Origin of the sequence: Catenulispora sp. GAS73 (genome assembly GCF_041262085.1) — a bacterium.
Lineage (GTDB): Bacteria > Actinomycetota > Actinomycetes > Streptomycetales > Catenulisporaceae > Catenulispora.
The window spans coordinates 124,593-146,308 of record NZ_JBGCCM010000010.1; the positions used below are offsets into that span (position 1 = coordinate 124,593).

18 protein-coding genes are annotated in these 21,716 nt (G+C 73.5%); 1 reads left to right on the top strand and 17 read right to left on the bottom strand.

Annotated elements, in window-relative coordinates; genetic code table 11:
- Positions 1–6: 6 nt before the first annotated feature.
- The 4 genes from ABH935_RS17180 to ABH935_RS17195 are packed head-to-tail and all read right to left on the bottom strand — an operon-like array spanning position 7 to position 6,839.
- Entirely contained in the window at positions 7–2,253 is a 2,247-nt protein-coding gene (locus ABH935_RS17180; RefSeq protein ID WP_370378890.1) for a PASTA domain-containing protein, read from the bottom strand.
- An 11-nt stretch (positions 2,254–2,264) separates the two neighbouring features.
- Positions 2,265–4,706 carry a DUF4129 domain-containing transglutaminase family protein gene (locus ABH935_RS17185; RefSeq protein WP_370378891.1) on the bottom strand — a complete coding sequence of 814 codons (2,442 nt, stop codon included), beginning with the start codon at positions 4,704–4,706 and terminating at the stop codon, positions 2,265–2,267.
- The gene (locus tag ABH935_RS17190) at positions 4,703–5,848 is read right to left on the bottom strand and encodes a DUF58 domain-containing protein (RefSeq protein ID WP_370378892.1); all 1,146 of its coding nucleotides are present in this window, start codon (positions 5,846–5,848) and stop codon (positions 4,703–4,705) included. The genes ABH935_RS17185 and ABH935_RS17190 overlap by 4 nt, the downstream gene beginning before the upstream one ends.
- 7 nt (positions 5,849–5,855) lie before the next feature.
- Complete coding sequence (locus ABH935_RS17195) at positions 5,856–6,839, bottom strand: AAA family ATPase (protein WP_370378893.1); 984 nt, start codon at positions 6,837–6,839, stop codon at positions 5,856–5,858.
- A 203-nt stretch (positions 6,840–7,042) separates the two neighbouring features.
- Here ABH935_RS17195 and ABH935_RS17200 point away from each other — a divergent pair, with 203 nt between their 5' ends.
- Positions 7,043–9,748 carry an Hsp70 family protein gene (locus ABH935_RS17200; protein ID WP_370378894.1) on the top strand — a complete coding sequence of 902 codons (2,706 nt, stop codon included), beginning with the start codon at positions 7,043–7,045 and terminating at the stop codon, positions 9,746–9,748.
- A gap of 292 nt (positions 9,749–10,040) precedes the next feature.
- Here the strand turns inward: ABH935_RS17200 and ABH935_RS17205 are convergent, their stop codons facing one another.
- The 13 genes from ABH935_RS17205 to ABH935_RS17265 all read right to left on the bottom strand — a co-directional run bounded on the left by ABH935_RS17205 (position 10,041) and on the right by ABH935_RS17265 (position 21,706).
- A complete protein-coding gene (locus tag ABH935_RS17205; RefSeq protein WP_370378895.1) occupies positions 10,041–10,652 on the bottom strand; it encodes a hypothetical protein in 612 nt (203 codons plus the stop codon).
- Positions 10,649–11,257: a hypothetical protein gene (locus ABH935_RS17210; protein WP_370378896.1), complete on the bottom strand. Its 609-nt coding sequence runs from the start codon at positions 11,255–11,257 to the stop codon at positions 10,649–10,651. The genes ABH935_RS17205 and ABH935_RS17210 overlap by 4 nt, the downstream gene beginning before the upstream one ends.
- Positions 11,254–13,227, bottom strand: coding sequence for a putative baseplate assembly protein (locus tag ABH935_RS17215; protein WP_370378897.1), 1,974 nt, complete (start codon positions 13,225–13,227; stop codon positions 11,254–11,256). The genes ABH935_RS17210 and ABH935_RS17215 overlap by 4 nt, the downstream gene beginning before the upstream one ends.
- Positions 13,224–13,619 (bottom strand): GPW/gp25 family protein, encoded by a 396-nt coding sequence (locus ABH935_RS17220; protein WP_370378898.1) that lies wholly within the window; start codon positions 13,617–13,619, stop codon positions 13,224–13,226. The genes ABH935_RS17215 and ABH935_RS17220 overlap by 4 nt, the downstream gene beginning before the upstream one ends.
- A 13-nt stretch (positions 13,620–13,632) precedes the next feature.
- Positions 13,633–14,034 carry a PAAR domain-containing protein gene (locus ABH935_RS17225; RefSeq protein WP_370378899.1) on the bottom strand — a complete coding sequence of 134 codons (402 nt, stop codon included), beginning with the start codon at positions 14,032–14,034 and terminating at the stop codon, positions 13,633–13,635.
- Between the two features lie 93 nt (positions 14,035–14,127).
- Positions 14,128–15,786: a VgrG-related protein gene (locus tag ABH935_RS17230; RefSeq protein ID WP_370378900.1), complete on the bottom strand. Its 1,659-nt coding sequence runs from the start codon at positions 15,784–15,786 to the stop codon at positions 14,128–14,130.
- Positions 15,779–16,555, bottom strand: a complete 777-nt coding sequence (locus tag ABH935_RS17235; protein ID WP_370378901.1) for a peptidoglycan-binding protein — start codon at positions 16,553–16,555, stop codon at positions 15,779–15,781. The genes ABH935_RS17230 and ABH935_RS17235 overlap by 8 nt, the downstream gene beginning before the upstream one ends.
- Complete coding sequence (locus ABH935_RS17240) at positions 16,555–17,559, bottom strand: DUF4157 domain-containing protein (protein ID WP_370378902.1); 1,005 nt, start codon at positions 17,557–17,559, stop codon at positions 16,555–16,557. Before ABH935_RS17240 ends, ABH935_RS17235 begins: the two co-directional genes overlap by 1 nt.
- A 1,012-nt stretch (positions 17,560–18,571) precedes the next feature.
- Positions 18,572–19,033 carry a phage tail protein gene (locus ABH935_RS17245; RefSeq protein ID WP_194908413.1) on the bottom strand — a complete coding sequence of 154 codons (462 nt, stop codon included), beginning with the start codon at positions 19,031–19,033 and terminating at the stop codon, positions 18,572–18,574.
- A 47-nt stretch (positions 19,034–19,080) separates the two neighbouring features.
- The gene (locus ABH935_RS17250; protein ID WP_370379007.1) at positions 19,081–19,254 is read right to left on the bottom strand and encodes a DUF6760 family protein; all 174 of its coding nucleotides are present in this window, start codon (positions 19,252–19,254) and stop codon (positions 19,081–19,083) included.
- On the bottom strand, positions 19,251–19,607 hold the full coding sequence (locus ABH935_RS17255; RefSeq protein WP_194908412.1) for a hypothetical protein: 357 nt from the start codon (positions 19,605–19,607) through the stop codon (positions 19,251–19,253). The genes ABH935_RS17250 and ABH935_RS17255 overlap by 4 nt, the downstream gene beginning before the upstream one ends.
- An 8-nt stretch (positions 19,608–19,615) precedes the next feature.
- Positions 19,616–20,047 (bottom strand): phage tail protein, encoded by a 432-nt coding sequence (locus ABH935_RS17260; RefSeq protein WP_194908411.1) that lies wholly within the window; start codon positions 20,045–20,047, stop codon positions 19,616–19,618.
- Between the two features lie 45 nt (positions 20,048–20,092).
- Entirely contained in the window at positions 20,093–21,706 is a 1,614-nt protein-coding gene (locus ABH935_RS17265) for a phage tail sheath family protein (protein WP_370378903.1), read from the bottom strand.
- Positions 21,707–21,716: the final 10 nt, after the last annotated feature.

Genomic DNA, 21,716 nt, shown 5'->3' on the forward strand with positions numbered 1-21,716 from the left:
ATCCCTTCAGTAGACCCAGAACTGCGGGTACGGCCCCAGGAAGTCGCAGGACTCCCTGGTGTCGGTGAAGCTGGAGCACCCCGACCGGAAGACGGCGAACCCGGCCGGGACGCTGTCGATCACCACCGGCTGTGCCGCGGACACCGTCAGGGTCACCGTCGCGCCCCATGCCGCGTTGCCGCCGCCCTGCGGCGACTGGGCCAGCACCTGGCCGGGCTGGACCGTGGTGCTGGTCTGGTTCTGCACCACGTAGTTCAGGCCCGCGCCGGTGATCTGCTTCTCGGCGTCGGAGGCGCTGTCACCGATCACGTTCGGCACCGCGACGGTGGCCACGTGGACCGTGAGGCTCAGCCCGGTCTGCGCGGTCCGGCCGTCGGTCAGCGTGACGCTGACCGTGACCTGGTAGGTCTGCTCGCTCACCCCGGGCGGCTGGGTCCAGGCGTGGCTCACGTTCGCTCCGCCGCCGCTCTGGTTGTCGCCGAAGTTCCACTGCGCGCTGCCGACCGGCGTCCCGTCGTCGGCCGCGACCGCCAGGTTCTCGATCTGGCCGAACACGGGGCTCGGGATTGACAGCGTGAGCTTCAACGTGGCCGGCGGCTTCGTGGTGGGCAGGGTGGTCGGCGAGTCGGTCGGACCCGTGGAAGGCGGAGGGAAAGACGGGGTCGAAGTAGGAGACTCCGGCGGACCCGACGGGGTCGACGGAAGCGTCGGCGTCGGGGTGGTCGAGACCGTCGGAGCCGGGGTCGACGAGGACGTCGTCGGCGGCGGGTTCGACGACGGGCTCGACGACGCGCTCGACCGCGGGGTCGACGGCACGCTCGGAAGCGACGGCGGCCCGGTCGGCTGCGGCGTGCTGGGCGGGGGCGCCGTCCCCTGGCCCGGCTGGGAGAAGGTGCTCGTCGGCGGAAGGCTCGGCGGCGTCGGCTGGACCGGCGGGGTCTGCGGACTCGACGGGATCGAAGGGCTCGGTGGGCTGGACGGGCTGGACGGCCTGTTCGGGCTCGAAGACGGGATGTTCGGCGGCGTCCTGGACGGCGGCAGCGAACTGGGCTCGACCGGCGGCAGCGACGCCGGCGCCTGGTGCGGGTCCGGGTCCGGGTTCAGCCGGCCGACCAGGCCCTTGCTCGGGTCGGCCGGGTCGTACTTGGCGATCCGGGTCACGGCGCCGTCCAGGCTGATCACGCCCGCGCGCTCGCTGTTCGGGTCGTTGAAGAACACGATGCCGTCCCGGGTCAGCAGCTGGAACTTCGCCGCCGGGCTGAGCACCTGGGCCGTGGCCACGATCGTGTTCCGGGTCAGGTCGATCACCCAGACCTGGCCGGTGGTGTAGTCGGGCACGAACACCCGGTCGCCGCTCTCGACCGCCGCGCCGAGGTCGTTGCCGCCGCCGTCCAGCGCCACCACGCCGGAGCAGTCGTGCGCCGACAGGTCGCAGATGTCGAGCACGCCCCGGGAGACCACCACGTAGAGCCGGTCGCTGTGCGGGGAGCCGCTGACCGCGACGGTGTCGCTGGGCCGCAGGTCCAGATCCAGCGTGCCGGTCGGGGCGCCGTCGGCGGGGTTCACCGTGATCGCCCTGCGGCCGGCGGTGTCCACCACCACCGGCTTGCCGTTCACCACTGTCAGCAGGTCCTTGCCGGGACCGGCGACACTCCGGTGAACCTCGCTCGTGCCGTCGGCGACGCGGGTCAGGTCGCCGGTGCCGTCGTCGACGAGCCACAGCCGGCCGACGTCGTCGAGCGTCGCAGCCCCCGCCGACAGCTGGGCCGCCAGCGACAGCGGAGTACCGGTGGTCGCCAGCGTGTGCGGGTCGGCCGTGGTCAGCAGGCCGCGGTGCGAGTCCAGGGCGTAGACGTGCTGCGGATCGGCGAAGGCGGTCAGCCCTGACGTCGCCCCGGCGATCGGCGTCACCGGGGCGTTCAGCGAAAACGTCGCACCGTCCACGCGACGCAGGGTGCCGGCGGTCTCGTCGATCGCGTACGCGGTCGAGCCCTGCTGCACCACGTCCAGGACATGCCCCGCCGGTGCGGCCTGCACCTGCGCCGCCACCTCCGCCGAAGCCCCGTCCAGCAACGTCAGCTGTCCCGCCTGAGACGAGGCCAGCCACGCCGACCCCGGCAACAGGTGGACACTCTGCGCCGGGTAGCCGCGGCCCGCGCCGAGGAACACCGCCAGGCCCACGGTGCCGACGACTCCCACACCGTAGGCGCCCGTCCGCACCGCGTGCTTGCGCGAGAACCAGGCAGCCATCATGGCCGGCCCCCTCATCCCTTCGTCAGAACTGCCAGCGCCCGGCGCCGGCGGCGGGTGTCCGCCGACCGGGCGACCAGCGGGCGCGGATCGAACCAGGCGCCGAAGGCCCGCAGCAGCCCGCGGGAGCTGCGAAGCTCCCGCCGCAGCCGCGCGCTCAGCGCCCACGCCTCGGCGACCGTCGCGTCGTCGGGCTCCATCGGGTTGTACGCGGCGGACATCATCAGCGGCGCGAGCGCCGCCACCGGCGCCGCCCGCTCGCCGAACAGCTCGGCGGCCCGCTCGGCGACCTCCTGCGCGGTGGCCGCCGCGGACATCGGCAGGCCGTGCTCGGCCAGCCGGTCCACCGCGTCCTGCCAGGCCCCGATGACGCGCGCGGCGCGGCTGCCGGTACGGCGCACGCGGCGGCGGCGCAGCTTCTCCATCGCGATCGTGATCGGGGTCAGCAGGAACACCGCGCCGATTCCGACGAGCACGAACAGGGCCCAGTCCAGGGCGCTGACGCCGACGGCCACGATCGTCTTCAGGTTCGGGTCCACGGCCGGCTGGGCCTGCTTGGGGGTCGGCGTGCTGTCGGTGCCGGTGGTCGTCGTCTTCTGCTTCTGCGGCTGCGGCGGCACCGCGGTGTGGTGCTGCGGATCCGTCGGCTCGAACGCCACCCAGCCGTAGCCGGCCAGGTCGACCTCCGGCCAGGCGTGGGCGTCGTGCGCGGTCACGGTGTAGGTGTCGCCGTGCTTGTGCGCCGGATTGAGGAGGTAGCCGACCGCGACCCGGGCCGGGAAGCCCTGGCTGCGGGCCAGCACCGCGAACGCGGCCGCGAACTGCTCGGCGTAGCCGGCCCGGTCGGCCGAGTCGGCGCTGAACAGCCGGCTCAGCGCGTCGTAGGAGTGGCCGGGCCTGGTGTCCAGGTTGTAGGGCAGCTTCCTGAGGTAGTCCTGGATGGCGAGCAGCTTCGCGTACGGCTGGGCCACCGATCCGGCCAGCAGCGCGCCCTCGGCCCGGATCGCCGGCGGCAGGCCGGGCGGGAGCGTGGTGTCGGCGGCGGCGCCGCCGGCCTCGGAGGGGATCGCCCCGTCCAGGCCGGCGGTCGGTGCGACGTCCGCGGTCAGGTCGTAGTGCAGCCCGGCGATGCTCGGGGCGTCGGTGGCCAGGGTCGCCGAGCCCGTGCTGTAGCCGAACCGGGGCGCGGTGACCTGGACCGGCACTCCGGCCTCGGGCAGGTACGACCCGGTCAGGCCGTCGACGGTGACGCTGAGCCCGATCCGGCGGGGGTCGGTGATCGCGGTGTCCGGCGGCAGTTCGTGCCCGGCCAGCAGGAAGCGGTCGCTGGAGGTCCACAGCGCGCCGTCGTAGTCGTCCAGGGCGGCGGTGCGGACCCGGTCGAGCCCGGCCGGGTCGCCGGAGACCCGCACCGTGAACAGGTCGCGGTCCGGCCCGGTCAGCTGCGGCTTGAGCAGCACCAGGGGGGACAGCGAGTCGCCGACGTCCAGCCGGACCGGCACATGGTCGCGCAGGTCGTAGCGGTTCTTTCCGGACGCCACCGGCGTCAGGTGCGCGCCGGCCACCGCGACCGCCGCCGCGACCACCACCACCGGCAGCCCGAAGGCCAGGCGGCCGGCGGCCGCCCGAAGGCTGCCGGGGCCCGGTGAAACGCCCGAGTCACCCGGGTTGGCTGAACCGGCTGAACTTGCTGAACCGCTCGCGTCATCGCCGCCGCGCGGCACCCGGCGCGCACCGGTGGTGCCCGCACGCAGCACCGCCAGCAGCGCCAGCTCGGCCACCAGGGCCGCGGCCAGCCCGGAGTCGGCCACCGGCCGGCCGGCGGTGAACAGCAGCCCGGCGCCGAACGCGGCCACCGGCCCGATCAGCGGCGGCAGCGGAGTCCGGGTCCGCATCAGGAGCGCGGTGGACACCGCGGCGGCCAGCCAGGCGATCAGCGCGGGCCCGACCACCAGGTCGCCGACGGCGTCCGCGGGCAGGTTGGCGCTGAGCATCTCGGCCCAGCCGGAGCGCAGGCCCGAGCCGAGGGCGGAGAAGGAGTGGCCGGTGGGCACGCCGTGCCGCAGCGTCTGCCGGTACACCGCGAACACCCCGACCAGGGTGAATCCGACCGCTGACAACAGCAGTTTGACCAGCGCCGGCCAGCGGCGGGGGACGGTCAGCGCGGTCAGCGCCACGCCGCCGGCCGCGGCGGCGGACGTCCCGACCAGGAAGGAGCGCTGGCCGTAGTAGCGCAGGTAGACGAGGTTCGCGGTGACCACCGCGGCGCACACCAGCAGCGACTGCGCGTAGACCGCGAGCCCGGATCCGGATCGGGATCCGGCTTCGGCTTCGGCCGGCGCCTCGGTACGCGGCCGCGCGGCCGTCGGCGGCCCGGACGGCGGCGCCTGCTCCGGCTCGGGCCACCACAGCGACTGGTGCTCGCCCGTACTGTCCAGGCTTGTGATGACGGTCATATCCTCACCAGCGTGTTCCAGGACTGGGCGAACTCATCCAGGGAGTGCGCCGCGAGCGAGACCACGCCGGGCGGCGCGGGCGCCGGCACCCCGAACCGGCCGAGGAACTGCACCAGGCTGATCATCAGCACGTGCCGGCGGATCGCCGGCAGCACGGCCAGCGCGGCCGCCTCGGGCTGGCCGGTGATCACCCCCAGCGCCTCGCTCTCGCCGAAGGACACCAGGCCGGGCAGCGCCGCCAACCCCGGGTCGTCCGCCGAGACGGCCGCGGCGGCCAGCAGGTCCAGCGCCGCGGTGGCGCCCTCGCCGCCGCGCTCGACGGTCATCGCCTGACCGCCGGTGGTGCGCACCTCCAGCGGGAACCCGTCGCGGATGGCTGCCAGCGCGAGCGAGGCCGCGGCGCTGACCGCGTCCTCGAAGGAGTCCTCGGAGTACGGCCGGGAGCTGGTGTCCAGCACCACGATCAGCCGCGGCTGGTTGGGGACCACGTTGTGCCGCACCATCAGGTCGCCGGTGCGCGCGGTTGACTTCCAGTGGACCAGCCGCCAGTCGTCGCCGGGGACGTACTCGCGCAGGCTGTGGAACGCGATGCCGCCGTGCTGGGAGAAGCTGGAGGTCGGCCCGTCCATGTCCCGGGTGTGGCCGGTCGGCACCGGGGCCACCTGCCGCACCCGCGGATGGACGAAGAGCGTCGAGTAGGTGTTGTAGGCCCGGCCGACCTGCATCAGCCGCAGCGGATCGCTGTGCCCGATGGTCAGCGGCCCCACCTGGAACACGCCGCGGGCGGCGGTGGGCAGCGGATAGGTGCAGGTGCTGGTGGCGCCGGGCGCGAGGCTCGGGATCGACACCGGCACGCGGATGGCGGCCACCGCCTCCTCGGCCAGGATCGGCGGACTGCGCCGCCGCGCCTCGTTGGACAGGGTGATGACACCGAACGCCGGCTCGCCGGCGGTCACCCGCTCCGGCCGGATCTCCCGCGTGGCGGCCAGATCCGGGCGCAGCAGCATCCACAGCGCGGCGACCGCCAGGCAGGCCAGGGCCGCCAGCGCCAGGGCCACCAGCTCGGGGTAGTCCCCGGCCGCGCCGAGGCCGAGCAGCACCAGCGCCGCGACCGCCATGCCGACTCCCGATCGGGTCAGCATCGCCGGCTCACACGCCGACGGGGGTGGCGGGCACCGGCACGGCGGTGAGGATCCGGTCCACGATGGTGTCGGCCCGGTGTTCCTGGACCGCCGCTTCCGGTGTGAGCACCAGCCGGTGTGCGAGCACCGGCTGCGCCATCCGCTTGATGTCGTCGGCGGTGACGAACGAGCGCCCGCTCATCGCCGCGGCCGCCTGCGCCGCCTGCGCCAGCGCGTTGCTGGCCCGCGGGCTGGCGCCCAGGCGCAGCTGCGGGATGGTGCGGGTGGCGCCGGTGATGGTGACGATGTATGCCTGCAGCGCCGGCGCGACGAAGACCCCGCGCACCACGTCGATCATCTGCTGCAGCTCGTCGATGGAGAGCACCGGGTCCAGCTGCTCCGGGAGCCGCCGGGCCAGTGCGTCGCCGACGATCTGCACCTCGTACTCGTGGCTCGGGTAGCCGACCCGCAGCAGCATCATGAACCGGTCCAGCTGCGCCTCCGGCAGCGCGTACGTGCCCTGCTGGTCCACCGGGTTCTGGGTGGCGATGACCAGGTTGGGGCGCGGCAGCGGATAGGTGACGCCGTCCACCGTGACCTGCCGCTCGGCCATCGCCTCCAGCAGCGCCGACTGCGTCTTGGGCGAGGCCCGGTTGATCTCGTCGCCGAGCACGATGTTGGCGAACACCGGGCCCTCCCGGAAGGAGAACTCACGCCGGTTCATGTCGAACATCTGCACCCCGACCACGTCGGAGGGCAGCAGGTCCGGGGTGAACTGCAGGCGCCGCATCGAGCCGCCCACCGACTGCGCGACCGCCTTGGCCAGCGAGGTCTTGGCCACGCCGGGCACGTCCTCGATCAGGATGTGCCCCTCGGCCAGCAGCCCCACCAGCAGGTCCGTCACCACGGCGGTCTTGCCGTGGATGAAGTGCTCCACATTGCGGATCAGGTCCGAGGCCCGCCGCTGCACCCACGCGATCTGGTCGTTCTGCGTGGTGCTATAGGTTGTCACGTGTTTCCCCCTAAGAGATGCAACCGTCGCCCGAGACGAATCTCTTGAGCGGCAATGTTAGCGTGCGAGGTATTGACAGTGCACTGGTTCGGGGACAGTTCGCACACAATAAATACCCGCATAAGGAATGACCCTTAAGGGTTATTCTTAATTTCAAGATCTGAATCACCGCCGCACGACACCGCCGCAATATACTGCGCTGCGTGAAATACCCATTGGGGGTGGACGTCGGCACCACCTACACGGCGGCCGCGATCTGGCGGGACGGCCGGGTGGAGTCCGTTCCGCTCGGGAACCGGGCCAACGCGATCCCGTCGGTGCTCTTCGTCCGCGACGACGGCACCGTGCTCGTCGGAGAGCCGGCCGTACTGCGCGGCATCGCCGAGCCGGGGCGGCAGGCCCGGGAGTTCAAGCGGCGGATGGGCGACGAGGTGCCGCTGCTGGTGGGCGAGGCCGGCTACACCGCGCCGGAGCTGACCGCGCAGGTGCTGCGCTGGACGGTCGAGCGCGTCACCGAGGTCCAGGGCGGACCGCCCGGGCACGTGGTGCTCACCCATCCCGCCGAGTGGGGCGCGTTCCGGCAGGGCCTGCTGACCGAGGCCGCGATGGCCGCCGGGCTGACCGACGTCGGCCTGCTCCCCGAGCCGGTGGCCGCGGCCACCTGGTACGCGGCGCAGGAGCGGGTCGAGGCGGGCGCGCTGATCGGCGTCTACGACTTCGGCGGCGGCACCTTCGACGCCGCGGTGGTGGCCAAGACCGGCACCGGGCTGGAGCTGTTCGGCCCGGCCGGGGGCGACGACTCGATCGGCGGAGTGGACTTCGACCACGCGCTGCTGCGGCACGTGGCGGCGGCGGCCGGGGTGGACCTGGCCGCGTTCGACCGTTCCGATCCGGCCGCGGCGACCGCGGTGGGGCAGCTGTTCGACGCGGTGGTCCGGGCCAAGGAGGCGCTGTCCGGGGACACCGAGGCCGTGGTGCCGGTGGTGCTGCCCGGGTTCGCCGGGCAGGTGCTGGTCACGCGCGCGGAGTTCGAGGACCTGATCCGGCCCGCGGTGCGCGAGACGGTGAGCGTGTTCGGGCAGGTGGTGCGGCGCGCCGGGGTGGGCCCGGAGGCGCTTCGCACGGTGCTGCTGGTCGGCGGGTCGAGCCGGATCCCGCTGGTGGCGCGGATGCTGTCCGAGGAGTTGGGGGTGCCGATCGCGGTGGACGCGCATCCGAAGCACACGGTGAGCCTCGGGGCGGTGATCGCCGGGGCGCCTCGGGGGGCGAACGCCGGGACGTTCCAGATTCCGCGGCCGGCCACGACGATTCCGCTTGCGGGGACCGGGCCTTCGGCTGCTGGTGCTTCGGGTGGTGATTCGGGTGCTGCTTCGGCCGTTGATTCGGGTGCTGCTTCGGCTGGTGATTCAGCCGCCGCCGCGGCCGCTGCTTCGGTCGCGGCGCATCTCGCCCGGTCCGGGTCGCCGAAGCCGACCGCGTTCCTGCCGGCGCCGGGATCGACGGACGCGCTGCCGCTGGTCCCCGGGACGCTGTTCCTCCCGGGCCCCGGATCGACCGAGACGGTTCCGGTCGCGGGGCCGGTCGCCGGGCCGGCCACGGCGCCGGTCGTCGCGCCGGTCGTCGCCGAGCCCGTGGACCTCGCCGCCTCCGCGTTGACCGCCGCCGTCGACGTACCGGTGCTGGTCGGCGCCGTGCCGGTGATCGACCTCGGCCCGCGGCCGCGGCCGGCGACCGTGGTGCGGACCAGCGACCGCGAGGCGGCCGTGGCCCGCGCCGCCGGGCCGGGCCGGCTCAGGCCGCTGCTGGCGCTGACCGCGGTGATCGCGGCGGTCGGGATCGTGGTCGGCGTCGCGGTGGCGGTGAAGCACAAGGACTCCAGCGGCACCGGCGGCGGCAGCAGCCCCGTGGGCACGCCCGGCTCCTCCGCCGGGGCCGTCTCAGCACCCGGCGGTCCGGGCGCGCCCACCGCCGCAACGGCTGTCCACCTGGCGGGCGGCCCCGTGGGGACGGCGGCGACGCAGAGCCCGGACACCATGCGTGCCGCGACCGCGCTGCCGTCCGGCGCCCTGGTGGCCGTCGGCGTGGCCCTGGACCAGGCCCCCCGCGCGTGGCTGAAGCAGGGCGGCGGCACGTGGTCGGCGGTCGCGGCGCCGCCCGCGGACCAGTTCGCGACCCTGGCCGACGTCGCGGCCACCCCGTCCGGCGCGGTCGCGGTCGGCTGGACCGGCAGCGGCGCGCAGCGTCGCGCGGCGGTGTGGACCACCCGCGACGGCACGTCCTGGAAGCTGCTCGGCCCGGCCGGCGACTTCACCCCCGGCAGCGGCGTCACCGAGCTCACCGCGGTCACCGCCACCGCCGACCACCACCTGCTGGCAGTGGGCCAGGACCGCAAGTCCGACCCGACCGACGGCGACGCCGCGGTGTTCACCTCACCGGACGGCGCCACCTGGACCCGCGTCCCGGCCACCGGCCTGTCCGGCCCGGGACCGCAGGACATCAGGCGGCTGACCCGCACCGCCGACGGCCACCTGCTGGCCATCGGCTCGGCCCTGTCCGGCGCCCACCAGGCCCCCGCGGTATGGACCTCCCCCGACGGCGTGGCCTGGCAGCCGACGGCGATCGCCCCGGACGACAGCTCGGCCTCCCTGCAGGCCGTCACCCAGCAACCCGACGGCACCCTCCTGGCCTGCGGCACCACCGGCGCCGCCGGCAGCGAGACAGTGGCCTGCTGGACCCAGCACGACGCACGACAAACCTGGCAACAGATACCGCTGACGGCCCCGCCGAACGCACCGCCGGTCTACCTCTACGACCTGCTACGCACCCCGGCAGGCCTGCTCGCAGTCGGCGCGGCGCGATCCGGCACGGCGATCGGCGCCGCCGGGTGGACGGTGACGCAGGGGTCTTAGGGGGCATCCGAGGGCTCGACTGATCGTTACCGGCCAGCATCGGGATGGCTGCGCAGATGCAGACGTGGGCGCGCCAGGCGGTGAAGGTGAGTCCGGTCTCGGCGCGGAACAGGCGTGACAGGGTGCGGATGCCGTCGTGCACGTAGTCGGCCCGGGATGCGAGATCGCGTTGGTCGGCCGGCTGGGCGATGAGCTGTTCGGCGACCGCGCGGGCCCGGGGGTCGGCGGGCATGGTGACCACGCCCACCGCTGATGCCGGCCACTGACATCCGGGACCACCGTGCTTCGGCCCTCACAGCACCAAAGCCAGCACCCACACCGCGGCCATCACCGTCACCGGCGCCCCGATCACCACCAGCCACCGCCACCGGTTCCGCCGGCGCGGTGGCGCCATCGGCAGCGGCGGCGGGTCCGGCTGCCAGCGCGGCGGGGAGGCCGCGCCGGGCCACAGTTCGTAGCCGCAGATCTCGCAGCGCTTGCGGTGCGCCGGGTTCACCGTGCGGCACTGCGGGCAGTGCGGGCCGGTCGTGGCGGTCTGGGCCGGCGGCGAGGTCCAGGTCGGCTGGCGCGCGGTGTACGACGCCGTCGGCGTCGGCTGGCGGACGCCGCTGCGGTCCAGGTCCTCGGTGGCGGACTCCGGCTTGTACACGAGCTTGTGCGGTTCGGCCTCGGCTGCCTGCTCCCGTTGGAGGAGCAGCGGGTAGCCGCAGGACGGGCACAGCTTCACGTCGTACGGCGGGACGGGGCGCCCGCAGTCGGGGCAGTTCCCGCGGCCGCCGGAGGACGCGGGGCGGGGCGCCCCGGGGTGCGGTGGTTCGGGCGTTCCCGGCGATCCCGGCGATCCCGTCATGCCCGACGTGCCCTGCGGACCCCACGGCCCGGGAGCCGGCGGCGGCGTGCTCATTGCCCCTCCCCCTGTCCCTCTCCGGCGCGGACGCGCAGTTCGACCTGAGTGCCGACCGGCAGTTCGTCGTCCAGGAACGCCAGGATCTGCTGCCTGGTCAGCGAGCCGAGGTGGTCGATCTCGACGACCACCGAGTCGGTGGCCGGGGGAACGACGTCACCCGCGCCGAACACGCCGCCGGAGTCCGAGACCGTGACCCGGCTGTCGGTCAGAGCCTCCAGCAGGATCTCCACGCCGTGCGCCGTCCCGCGCCACACCAGCGCCCGGCCGACCGCGCGGATCAGGCGGCGCTGGGCGTCGCGCAGTCGGGCGTCGTCGGAGGCCAGCACCGCGGCGTCGATGGACACCCCCAGCCAGGACGCCAGATAGCTGAGCATCTCCGACGACGCCAGGTCGATGTCCAGCTCGTATTCGATGTCGTCGATCTGGTCCCGCAGGCCGTCGCCGATCTCCTCGAACCCGCGCACGAAGCCGCCGATGACCCGGTCCCGCCGCATCACCGCCGGCAGCTGCGCGAGCAGCCAGCCGGAGTGCCCGGCCGAGGACGAGGCCGAGGACGAGACCGAAGCCGGGGCCGGCTCCCCGAAGAAACCGTCCACGCTCATTGCCGCACCACCACCCGGTGCGCCACCGACAAGAACAGCTCGTCCGGCGCCAGCCGCACCCGCTGCTGCCCGGCCTCCTCCGGCTGCCGCCCGCCCCGCAGGTCGGCCAGGAACAGGTGCACGGTCTCGGCCCGGACCACGCCGGCCACGCCGCGCAGCACGGAGAAGATGTCCCCGATGGACAGGTCCGCGTCGAACGGCCACCCCAGACCGTCCGGGCCGCCGGTGATCGGGTTGATGTACGCGTACAGCGCGGCCTCGGCGTCGGCGCGGATCTTCTCCGGCCGCACCATCGACGCCGCGACCACCTCCGCCGCCACCGTGATCCCCTGATAGGAGGGCACGTCGATGCGCACCTGCGTGGTGAGCAGCCGCCGTTCCTCCAGATACGGCTTGATCTGGTCCTCCAGCGCCCGCGGCACCGCGAGGTCCTGCAACGCCAGCGACTCCGGCGCGACGTCCACCCGCGGCACCACCAGCACCCGCACCGGCTCCCCGGCCTTCGCCGGCGGGATGCAGCGTGCCCGCGCCACCCCCGGCGCGGCCTCCATCGTGAGCCGTTCGAAGTCCCGCCGGGTGACCGCGCGGTGTCCGCCGCGCAGCTGCAACGGCCCGCGGATCTTCGCGTTCTCCACCGATTCGGCGTCCACGCCGCCGGTGGCCGGCTCCAGGTTGCGCACCGCGTCGACCGACGGGATCGCGGTCAGCGGCACGGTCAGCTTCCCGGCCCCGACGTTCCCGCGCCGCCCGCCGCCGTAGCGGTAGCCGGTGACCCAGATCTGCGCGTCTTCCTCCGGGACCGCGCCGTACTGCCGGCTCCGGCCGTCGCGCGCGGTCACCCGCGGGCCGAACCGGATCTCGCCGGTGGCGCCGGACCAGGTGAACACGGTGTCCTCGGAGGTGGCGTCGGAGAAGTCCGCGACCTCGGTCCACGGCACGCCCTCGGGCTCGACCCCGGCCTCGCGCCGCGCCGGCACCACCCGCACCGTCTCGCCGAACCGCCGGGGCAGCACCGGGGCCCGCCGCACCACGAACTCCTGTCCCGGCTCGCCGGTGCTGACGCCCAGCAGCTCGGCCGGGGCCGGCTCGGCGTGGTGCGCGGCGATGGCCCCGCCCAGACCCACCACGGCGATCTCGGCCAGCATCGGCGAGGTGTCGTAGGTCCGGCCGGGCCGGCCGTCGTGTGCGGAGTCGAGGAGCTTGCAGCGGACCCAGTGCGCCCGCACCGTGCCGATGGCCAGCGGCTCGTGCCGGCCGGCCAGCAGCAGGCTGATCCGGCCGGAGGTGTTGAACCCGTCGCTGGTGTCGGTGAGCACCCGGGCGGTCCGCCAGTCGCGGCCGTCCCAGCACTGCCACACCCGAGGGGGGTCGCGCGGGTCGATGCCGCGGCCGGCGCCGCCGCCGACCGCGACGTCCAGGCGGATCATGTTGTGCTCCAGGCTCTCGGCGAACCCCAGGTAGAGCGCGTCGTCCGGGGTCACCGACGGGAACACCGGCACCTGCGCGCCGGCCAGCGCCAGGTCCTCGGTGTGGTCCTCGAACCGGCCGCCGCTGCGGGTCAGGCAGGCCACCAGGGTCGGCCCGACCAGCGTCAGATCCGCGTCGGTCATGAACACGACCTGGTCGTCGCCGCCGCCGCGCTCGGTGCCCACCCGGGTGCCGGCCGGCACCAGGATCGGCCGCTCGGGCGGCGCGGCGAGGCTGAACAGCAGGTCGGCCCGGGCCGGGGAGGCCGAGGCCAGCTCGATCCCGACCAGGTCGAGGAACTTGACGTAGAGCCGGTCCGGCACCTGGTTGAGGCGGTACAGCAGCACCTCGGTCATCCAGGCGAACAGCTCGATCAGCGCCACCCCCGGGTCGGACACGTTGTGGTCCGTCCACTCCGGGCAGTAGCGGGCGATCCGCCGTTTGGCTTCGTCGACGATGTCCTGGAAGCGCCGGTCGTCCAGGTTCGGCGCGGGCAAGCTCATGAGTGCTCTTCCTGCGGGATGACATAGAACGGATACACGAGGTTGCGGTGGTCGTTGGTGGCGCGGACCCGGTAGGTCAGCTCGATGACCACCACCGAGCCGTCCTCGCCCGGCTCGGCGCCGACCGCCGTCAGCTCCACCCGCGGCTCCCAGCGCGCGACGGCCTCGCGCACGCTCTGCTCGATCAGGCCCAGCGTGTTCGCGTTCACCGGCGCGAACACCTGCTCCCACATCGCGCAGCCGAAGTCCGGCCGCATCAGCCGCTCCCCCGGGGCGGTGGCCAGGACCATCCGCAGCGCGGCGTCCACCTCCTCGCCGCCGCCGGCCAGCCGGACGCCGCCGCCCGGGGTGATCTGGGCCGGGAACGCCCAGCCGGTACCGATCAGATCCATGTCCGCACTCCCCTCAGCCCGCGAAGACGTCGCCGGAACCGCCGGCGATCGCCGAGGTCGGCGCGTCGGCCGGGTCGTTGCAGGTGGCCACCTGGTCGCCGACCCGGGCCAGGCCCCTGCCGTTGACCAGGACCGTGGTCGAGCCGACGAGCACCGTGCCGGTGTTGGTCGGCGGCTTCTGGAACGTGGTCGGCGGCGGCGCGAGGTGCGCCGGGGCGTTCTGCGCGACGCTGTTCACGGTGGCGGCCGGCAGGCCGTTGATGAACACGTCGGCGGACAGCGCGGAGACCAGCTTGCCGGCGAACGGCAGCGGAGTCGGCGTCGGCACCGGACCGCCCGGGCTCGGCACCAGCAGGATGTGGATGTCGGTGCCGGTCACCGGGTCGTTCTGACGCGCTGCGGGCGCTCCTGGCATCGCGGTGTCCCCCTCCCGTGGTCGGTGAGTCGGTGAGTCGGTGAGTCGGTGTGGCAGTCGGTGAGTCGGTGATGCAGTCGGTGTGCCTGCGGGTCAGTTCAGCTGGATCGGCTTGCCGGTCAGTTTCAGCGTGCTGTCGGCGGCGATCTCCACCTGCTTGCCGGACAGCGACAGCTTCTGCCCGGCGGTGATCTCGATCTGGTCGGCGGTGATCACCAGCTTCTGGTCCCCGGCCAGCTGCGAGCTCGACTTCTCCAGGTGCAGCAGGGCCTTGGCATCGCCCATCCGCAGCTCGATCGTGCTGGTCGGACCGTCGGTGAACACCAGGCGGTGGTCCTTGCCGCTGGCCAGGACGCGCTGGTTCACCTTGCCGTCCTGGGTCGCCTTCGCCTCCGGCGGCTTGTCCTTCCGGCCCCAGAGCCCGCCGAGGACCAGCGGCCGGGCCAAGTCGTCGTGCTCGAAGCCGACCAGCACCTCGTCGCCGACCTCCGGCAGCCACTGGACGCCGCGCCGGTCGCCGGCGCCAGGCGCGACCACCCGGGCCCAGCCGCTCTCGGAGTCGTGCAGGGTCGGGTACTTCACCTTCACCCGGCCCTGGCCGCCGCTCTGGTCGTCGTTGTTGGTGACCACGCCGACCACCAGCGAGCCCCAGCCGCGGTGCGGGTCGGCGCCGGCCGCGCCGCCGCCGGAGACCAGGTCGGCCAGGCCGTCGGCGTCCTTGCCGCCGCACACGAACCGGGTGACGTAGGGCCGGTCGGCGCCGTAGACGTGCTCGACGCTGGTCAGCCGGTAGGTCCCGGCCAGCCGCTTGCCGACCTTGTCCAGGCCGACCTGGCCGCCGGCCCCCAGCCGCGGGTTGCCGACCGCCTCGCCGCGCAGCACCACCTGGCCGCCGGAGGCCTTGAGCAGCAGGGACTGGGCCCGGTCGTCGGCCTCGGCCTGGGTGCCGGAGGGGAACTGGCCGGCGTGCCGGGTCACCGCGCCGAACGCGTGCCGCGCGGCGTCGGCCATCTGCTGCGCGGCCGGCGCGTCGGTCCCGGGGTCGCCGGCCGTGGCCCGGCCGGTCACCGGCTTCTTGTCGACCGGGTCCCAGGCCGTCACCACCACCTCGTCGCAGACGTCGACGGAGGCGAAGCGGACCCGGAAGTCGAGCAGGTTCTCGCCCCAGACCAGCTTCGGCGGGTCCTGACGGCCCTTCGGCTTCTTCTTGAAGTGGAAGGTCTTGTCGGTGATCCAGACGTCGTGGCCGACGCGGCCGGCCAGCCGGCGCAGGAAGGCGTAGTCGGTCTCGCCGTGCTGCATGGTGTGCTCGTGGACGTCGCCGGTGGCGTCGATGTCGGCGTCCAGGCCGTGGTCGCCGGCGATCCGGCGGGCCACGTCGCTGTCGCTCATGTTCGCGAACGCCCGGGATTTCCCGCCGCGGGTCAGCCGGTGGGTCAGGTCCAGCCCGGTGAGGATCAGCTCGTGCCGACCGCCGGGCCCGGGCTCGACGGCGATCGCAGTGATCTCGCCGGTGGTGACCACGACCGGGTCGGACTCGGCGCGGAACGCGATGGAGACGCGGGTGCCGTAGCGGAAGCGGTCCTCGTCGAACAGGGTGAAGTGCGGATCGTCGAAGCGGAGCTCGAAGGAGTCGGGGAGCTGGACGGACTCCTCGACGTGCACGAAGGTGAGCCGGGCGTAGAGCTCGGCGCGCAGCGGCGCGCCGTCCGCAGTGATGAGGACGCCGTCCAGGCGGCGCTGCTCAGGCATGGGGACCCCGGACGCCGTTGCCGTCTCGGCTGCCTGAGCCGCCTGAGCCGCCTGGACCGCCGGGTCCGGACCCGCCGGACCGGAACGCGGCGGCGGCGCCGTCCCGATAGCGCGCGCCCTGCTCGGGGATCGCCAGCGTCGCGCCCTTGGGCAAGTTCAGCGGGTCCACGATGCCGTTGGCCTCGGCGATGATCCGCCAGCGGGTCGGGTCGCCGTAGTGCGCCGCGGCCACCCTGTCCAAGGTCTCGCCCGGCAGCAGCTGGTGCACGCTGTGCAGGGTCGGCGTGGAGGAGGTCGGGTTCTGCAACGGCAGCTCGGCCTCGTCGTTCCACTGCTTGAGGGACAGGTCCGCCTTGGCCCGCAGCGGCATGCCGCTGCTGGCGAAGTACGTGTAGCGGATCCGCAGCTGCTCCACGACGGCCTTGAACGAGTGCGTGGCACCCCAGTGGAACTTCACCCACGGCGGCCGGGCCTTGTTGCGTCCGCGGTCCGAACCGGACAGGCCGGGGTCGACCTTCATGACGCCGAGGAGCTTGTCGGTGTGGTCGGTGACGGCGGTGCCGTCGGCGGTGGTGTCGAAGGTCAGGCTCAGCGTGAGCGTGGCCGACTGGCCGGCCTGGAAGCGCAGCTCGGGGGCGTTCTTGCCCTTGGCCTCGCCGGCCGCCTTCCAGGTGTTGGACTTGCTGATGGACAGCTCGGCGGGGTTGAACATGCAGTCGATGTGGTCGCCGCTCTCGGTCTCAAGATAGGCCTTGACCGGTCCGGACATCAGAAGACCCCCGCGTAGCGTCCGCCGCGCCGTTCCAGCTGGCGCAGCAGGCGCTGCTCCACGGCTTCGACGATGCGCTCGATATCGGTGTCGGGCAGGTGGCGCGGCGCTGAGGCCGGGGCGGCACCGTGGGCGGGGGCTCCCGGCGCTCCGGGGGACGACGCTGCCGTCGCGGCGGCGGCGTCGGAGTCGAGCTCGTGACCGCCGTGGCCGCCGAACTCTTCGGCACCTCGGCCGACGGCGGACTCCGCCAATGCGGCGGCACCACCCGGGTCGGCTGCGGCGAGCGCGGCCAAAAGGCCGCGGGCCGTGGCATCGGAGCCGCTCATGCTGCTCATATCGCTCAGGCCCGGCAGACCGCTGGCGAGTCCGGAAGCGGCGCTCCGGGCCTCGGACACCGCGTTCCCGGACGCGGCACCGACCGGCAGCTGGTCGACCAGGCCGGGTGCCACCGATCCGGGAGGCGGAACGGCGCCGAGGTGACCCGGGAGTGTCGGAGCACTGATACTGCGCCGGACGGCAGGCGCCGGCCCGCCGTGCGAACCGCCGGACCCCGAGAACCCTGAGGCCCCTGAGAACCCTGAGGAGTCCGCGAACACCGAAGCCGCCGTCCCTACAGCAGCCTGCTGCCCGACGACATGCGCGGCTCGCTCATCGGCGTCCATCGCACCGGACTGCACCCGCAACAGGAACCGCGGCCGCCCGACCGGCTGCCGGGCATGGCTCAGCTCGTGCGCGAGCACACCCGTCAGGTCGGCGGACATCGCAGCAGCCGGAGCACCCGGCAGGTGCACGACAGAGCCGGTGGTCGCCCCGAGCGCGCCGGCCTGCGCCAACGCCTCCCGAGTCGCCGGTCCGGTGGTGTACGAGGCGCGACCGGCGTCGCCGGCGAACCGCGCCACCAACGGCCGCAGATTCGCCGGGAACGGCCGCGGCGCCTCCAGCGGACGAGCCTTCACCGCGGCGCGCCACCGCTGCTCCGGCGAGCCGTCGGGTGCCGCCACATGCTCCGCACCACGCGCCCCGGACTCCGACGCCACGGCACGCGACACAGAGTCCGAACGCAAACCGGCGACCGACTCCCGCCGCCGCACACTCCGCGCCGCGAAGGCGCGACCCAGCGAGTCCGGCCCGACGGCCGACCCCGTCTGGCCAAGCAGATTCCGGCTGCCGGCAACGGCCGATACCGGTGCCGCGCTACCGCCGACAGAGCGCCCGGCATCAGATGCGGGCCCGCCATCCGATTCGGCTGACGCGACCGAGCCGACATCCAGTCCCGCCGCCCGCACGCTCGATCGCGCCGCAGCGGAGGCGGATCCGGCGCCCGATCCTGTCGAAGCACTCACCGACCGCAGCACCGCGTTCGGTCGGAATGCCCCGCCCGACCCTGCCGACGACAGCCCCGCGCTCGCCCGAAGGCCCACGCCCGATCCCGCCGCGCCGGCCCCGACACCCGATCTCGCCGGCGCGTCCGCCAAAGGCGGCACAGCGCTCCCGCCCGATCCTGTCGAAGCGCTTACCGACCGCAGCACCGCGCTCGGTCGGAATGCCCCGCCCGACCCTGCCGACGACAGCCCCGCGCTCGCCCGAAGGCCCACGCCCGATCCCGCCGCGCCAGCCGCAGCCGCCTGAGTTCGGCGCCCAGAATCCGACCGCACACTGCCGATCAGCGGCCGCCCCGAAGCGATCGACCGGCGCACCTGCCCCGGCCCCGGCAACTCTCCCGCAGCCCCGGCCGGGCTCGCGGCGTCCGCCGCCGGCCCGCCTCGGCGCGCCCCGATCCCCAGCCGCCGCACGACTTCGCCGGCCGCGACCCGCCACCACGGCGCCCGCACCGGCAGCCCCGACACGATGCCGGCCACCGAGCCGCCGGTCGCGCCACCGCCCGCCGCGTTGCCCGCCGCGTCGCCCGCGGCCCGTCGCCGGACCAGCGGCCGGACCAGCGGCCGTGCCCGGACCAGCGGCCGGAACAGCCGTCCCCACCGACCGCCGCCGACGCGACCGCCGCCGGCCTGCTCACGTCCCCGGTGTGAAGCCACAGTGGCACACCTCCAGCTCCTCGACCGCGACCGCGCGCGACGACGCGGCCAGCTTCGGCCCCGTCCACTTCACCGGGTACGCGTCCACGAAGCTCCAGCGGCGCACCGGCTGCCCGGCCGCGTCCAGCAGGGCGACCGAGCCGTGGTGCCGCTCCAGCTTGTTGCCCTGCTCCGCCAGGCCGTCGCCGGAGCACTTCGCGAACCACTCGAACAGGTTGTCCGTGTCGGTGAGCCCGCGCTTGAGGACCAGGTTGGGCCACTTCATGCGGCCCGGCAGCTTGTGCGTGTACTGGTTCTGGCCGCCCTCGGCCAGCTCCTCGGTCTCGATCTGCACCGACAGGCCCGACACCTCGGTGAAGGCGCCGATGGTCAGGCCGTCCACGGTGAACAGGAAGCGGCCGACGAACGGCGGATCCGGCGTGCGTGACTGGCCGTTCATCGGTCATCCCCCCCATTCGCTTCGGTGTGTATATCGCCCCGGGCGTCTCAGTCCCCGTCGCGGACTCCCTGCCAGAACCGCTCGTTCAACCCGCCGACCTCCTCCAGCAGGCGGACCCGGTCGCCGTGTTCGAGGTCGAGGAGGTCGTCCAGCCGCCAGTGCAGGTGGTAGGCCAGGTAGGCGATCTCCCGCCAGATCTCGTCGACGGCGTAGCGGGTCAGTCCACCACCAGCGCCTCCCGGGGAAAAGGGCTGCCGGGCTCCATGGTCTCCAGGATCGCCGGGTCCCCGAAGTTGATGACCCGGTAGAAGTCCTGCAGGTACCGGTAGTCGTCGACGAACAGGTTCTCCACGGTCTTGGTCGTGATCCGGCCGACCGTGCCCAGCTCGGTGACCACCTTGGCCAACACGATCACCGTGGCGTAGGCCTCGTTCTCCCGGACCCGCGGGTCGCGCAGCGGCTCGACCTCGTCGCGGGCGCAGGCCAGGCGCATGACGCCGGTCCGGTGCAGGGTGCCCTCGTCGTCCACGAACCCCTTCGGGAGCGTGAAGGCGTACTCAGTGTTCAGACTCACCGCGCCGCTCAGCTCCGCTCGATGCCCTCGTGCGTGATGACCACCTTCTCGGTGGCCACGTCGTTCGCGCCGGCGTCGAAGTCCGCGCCGGTCCACTTCGACGGCCAGCCGGCGGTGAAGTTCCAGCGCGCGACCTCGTTCATCTTGGAGTCCTTGGCCACGATCGAGCCGTTGCGCCGGGCCTTGTCGATGTCCCCGTCGATGACCTGCTTGCGCCACTCCCACAGGTCGTGCGAGCTGTCGATCCGGCGCTCCAGCGTGATGTCCGACCACTTCATCGCGCCCGGCTGCTTCCGGATGATCATCCGGCCGTCCTTGGTGACCTCCTTGTACTCGATGGTCTCGGTCTCGGACTCGATCCCGGCCACCTTGCGGAAGCTGCCCATCTCCACACTGTCGATCTCCAGCACGAAGACCGATGTCGTCGACAAATCAGGCATGGTTGTTTCCCCCTAGCTGTACTCGGCTGATCAGGCGGGTCCGCGTCACTCCGCGGTTTCCGCGCCGCCCTGCCACTGGCTGATCCGGAAGATCACGAACTCGGCCGGCTTCACCGGGGCGATGCCGACGTCGACGATGAGCTTGCCCTCGTCCACGGAGGACGGCGGGTTGTTCGACTCGTCGCACAGGATGTAGAACGCCTGCTCCGGGGTGGCCCCGACGAGCGCGCCCTGCATCCACAGGCCGCGAAGGAACGCGGCGACCGTGCGCTTGACCCGCGCGTGCAGGTCGGCGTCGTTCGGCTCGAAGACCACCCACTGCGTGCCGCGCCGCACGCTCTCCTCGATGTAAGTGAACAGGCGGCGCACGTTGATGTAGCGCCAGCTCTGGTCGGTGGCCGCGAGCGTACGGGCGCCCCAGATCCGGATGCCGTTGGTGCCGAACGACCGGATGCAGTTGACCTGCGCCGGGTTCAGCAGGTCCTGCTCGCCGGAGGTGATGTCGGCGGCCAGCCGGGCCACGCCGCGCACCACCTCGTTGGCCGGCGCCTTCCACACGCCGCGGGTGGCGTCGGTGCGCGCCCACACCCCGGCCATGTGCCCGGACGGCGGCACGGTCAGGAACTTCTCGCCGTTGGTCGCGCCCGGCCGGGCCAGCGGGTTCTGGATCACCAGGTGCGGGTAGTAGGCGGCGCCGAACGCGCTGTCCCGGCCCAGGGCGGTCCGCCACTCCAGGGCCCGCTGCGCGTTGAGCCCGGGCGGCGCGTCGAGGATCGCCATCCGGCGGTTGCCCTCGCACCAGTCCACCAGCCGGCCCTGTCCGGCCAGGTAGGTTTCGGCGTCGAAGGACCCGTCCGGACGCGTGGACACGGTGACCAGGTCCGGGATCGCCACCATGGTGACCTCGTCGGCGATCGCCAGGCCCTGGTAGCCGGTCCGCTCGCTCTCCGAGCCGGCCAGCTGCTGCGGCGAGACCGCGCCGGCCGGCGGCGCGGCCGGGACCAGCGCGTAGCGCCCGACCGCGGGCATCCGCTCGGCGGCCGACAGGCCCGGCACGGCACGCACCTCGACCCGGATCAGCTTGGAGTGCTCGTTGACGGCCTTCTCGACCGTGCGGCTGCCGCGCCCGCCCAGGGTCACCCCCGGGTACTCCTCCTGCACGTCGCCGGAGATCACCTTGAGCGTGAAGTCCTGTCCGGCCGCCTCGGGCGCGGCGCCTTCGGCCGCCGCCGCGGGCTGGGCCGGGGCGGTCGGCTCGATCACGACCTCCACCCGCGCCGCCGGGTCCAGCGCCCGCACCACCATCGTCTCCACCCCGGCGCGCCCGACCGCGGGCAGCGACCGGCTCAGCGCGTCGCCGCCGCCGCGCGGGATCCGCACGACGTAGCAGATGCCGCCGCCGTTCTCGAAGAAGCCCTTCACCGCGTGCGGCAGCATGATCCCCGGCGCGAACCCGCCGTAGACCCGCTCGTACTGCGGCCAGCTGGTGACCAGCTGCGGCTTGACCCCGTCCGGATCGGTGGGGTCTCCGGCATCGGCCCGATAGGTCTCGGTGAACCCGACGAACGCGGCCACCGCCGTCCCCACCCCCTGCAGCGGCATGGACCCGCTGGGACGCTCCTCGATATACACGCCGGGCGCGCCGTAATTGCCCACCATGATCTTTCCC

Coding starts and splice junctions, on each gene's coding strand:
- ABH935_RS17245 (WP_194908413.1), bottom strand. CDS start 19,033: ATGAACGGCCAGTCACGCACGCCGGATCCGCCGTTCGTCGGCCGCTTC.
- ABH935_RS17260 (WP_194908411.1), bottom strand. CDS start 20,047: ATGCCTGATTTGTCGACGACATCGGTCTTCGTGCTGGAGATCGACAGT.
- ABH935_RS17215 (WP_370378897.1), bottom strand. CDS start 13,227: ATGAGCTTGCCCGCGCCGAACCTGGACGACCGGCGCTTCCAGGACATC.
- ABH935_RS17225 (WP_370378899.1), bottom strand. CDS start 14,034: ATGCCAGGAGCGCCCGCAGCGCGTCAGAACGACCCGGTGACCGGCACC.
- ABH935_RS17235 (WP_370378901.1), bottom strand. CDS start 16,555: ATGTCCGGACCGGTCAAGGCCTATCTTGAGACCGAGAGCGGCGACCAC.
- ABH935_RS17230 (WP_370378900.1), bottom strand. CDS start 15,786: ATGCCTGAGCAGCGCCGCCTGGACGGCGTCCTCATCACTGCGGACGGC.
- ABH935_RS17265 (WP_370378903.1), bottom strand. CDS start 21,706: ATGGTGGGCAATTACGGCGCGCCCGGCGTGTATATCGAGGAGCGTCCC.
- ABH935_RS17210 (WP_370378896.1), bottom strand. CDS start 11,257: ATGAGCGTGGACGGTTTCTTCGGGGAGCCGGCCCCGGCTTCGGTCTCG.
- ABH935_RS17180 (WP_370378890.1), bottom strand. CDS start 2,253: ATGATGGCTGCCTGGTTCTCGCGCAAGCACGCGGTGCGGACGGGCGCC.
- ABH935_RS17190 (WP_370378892.1), bottom strand. CDS start 5,848: ATGCTGACCCGATCGGGAGTCGGCATGGCGGTCGCGGCGCTGGTGCTG.
- ABH935_RS17220 (WP_370378898.1), bottom strand. CDS start 13,619: ATGGATCTGATCGGTACCGGCTGGGCGTTCCCGGCCCAGATCACCCCG.
- ABH935_RS17205 (WP_370378895.1), bottom strand. CDS start 10,652: ATGAGCACGCCGCCGCCGGCTCCCGGGCCGTGGGGTCCGCAGGGCACG.
- ABH935_RS17185 (WP_370378891.1), bottom strand. CDS start 4,706: ATGACCGTCATCACAAGCCTGGACAGTACGGGCGAGCACCAGTCGCTG.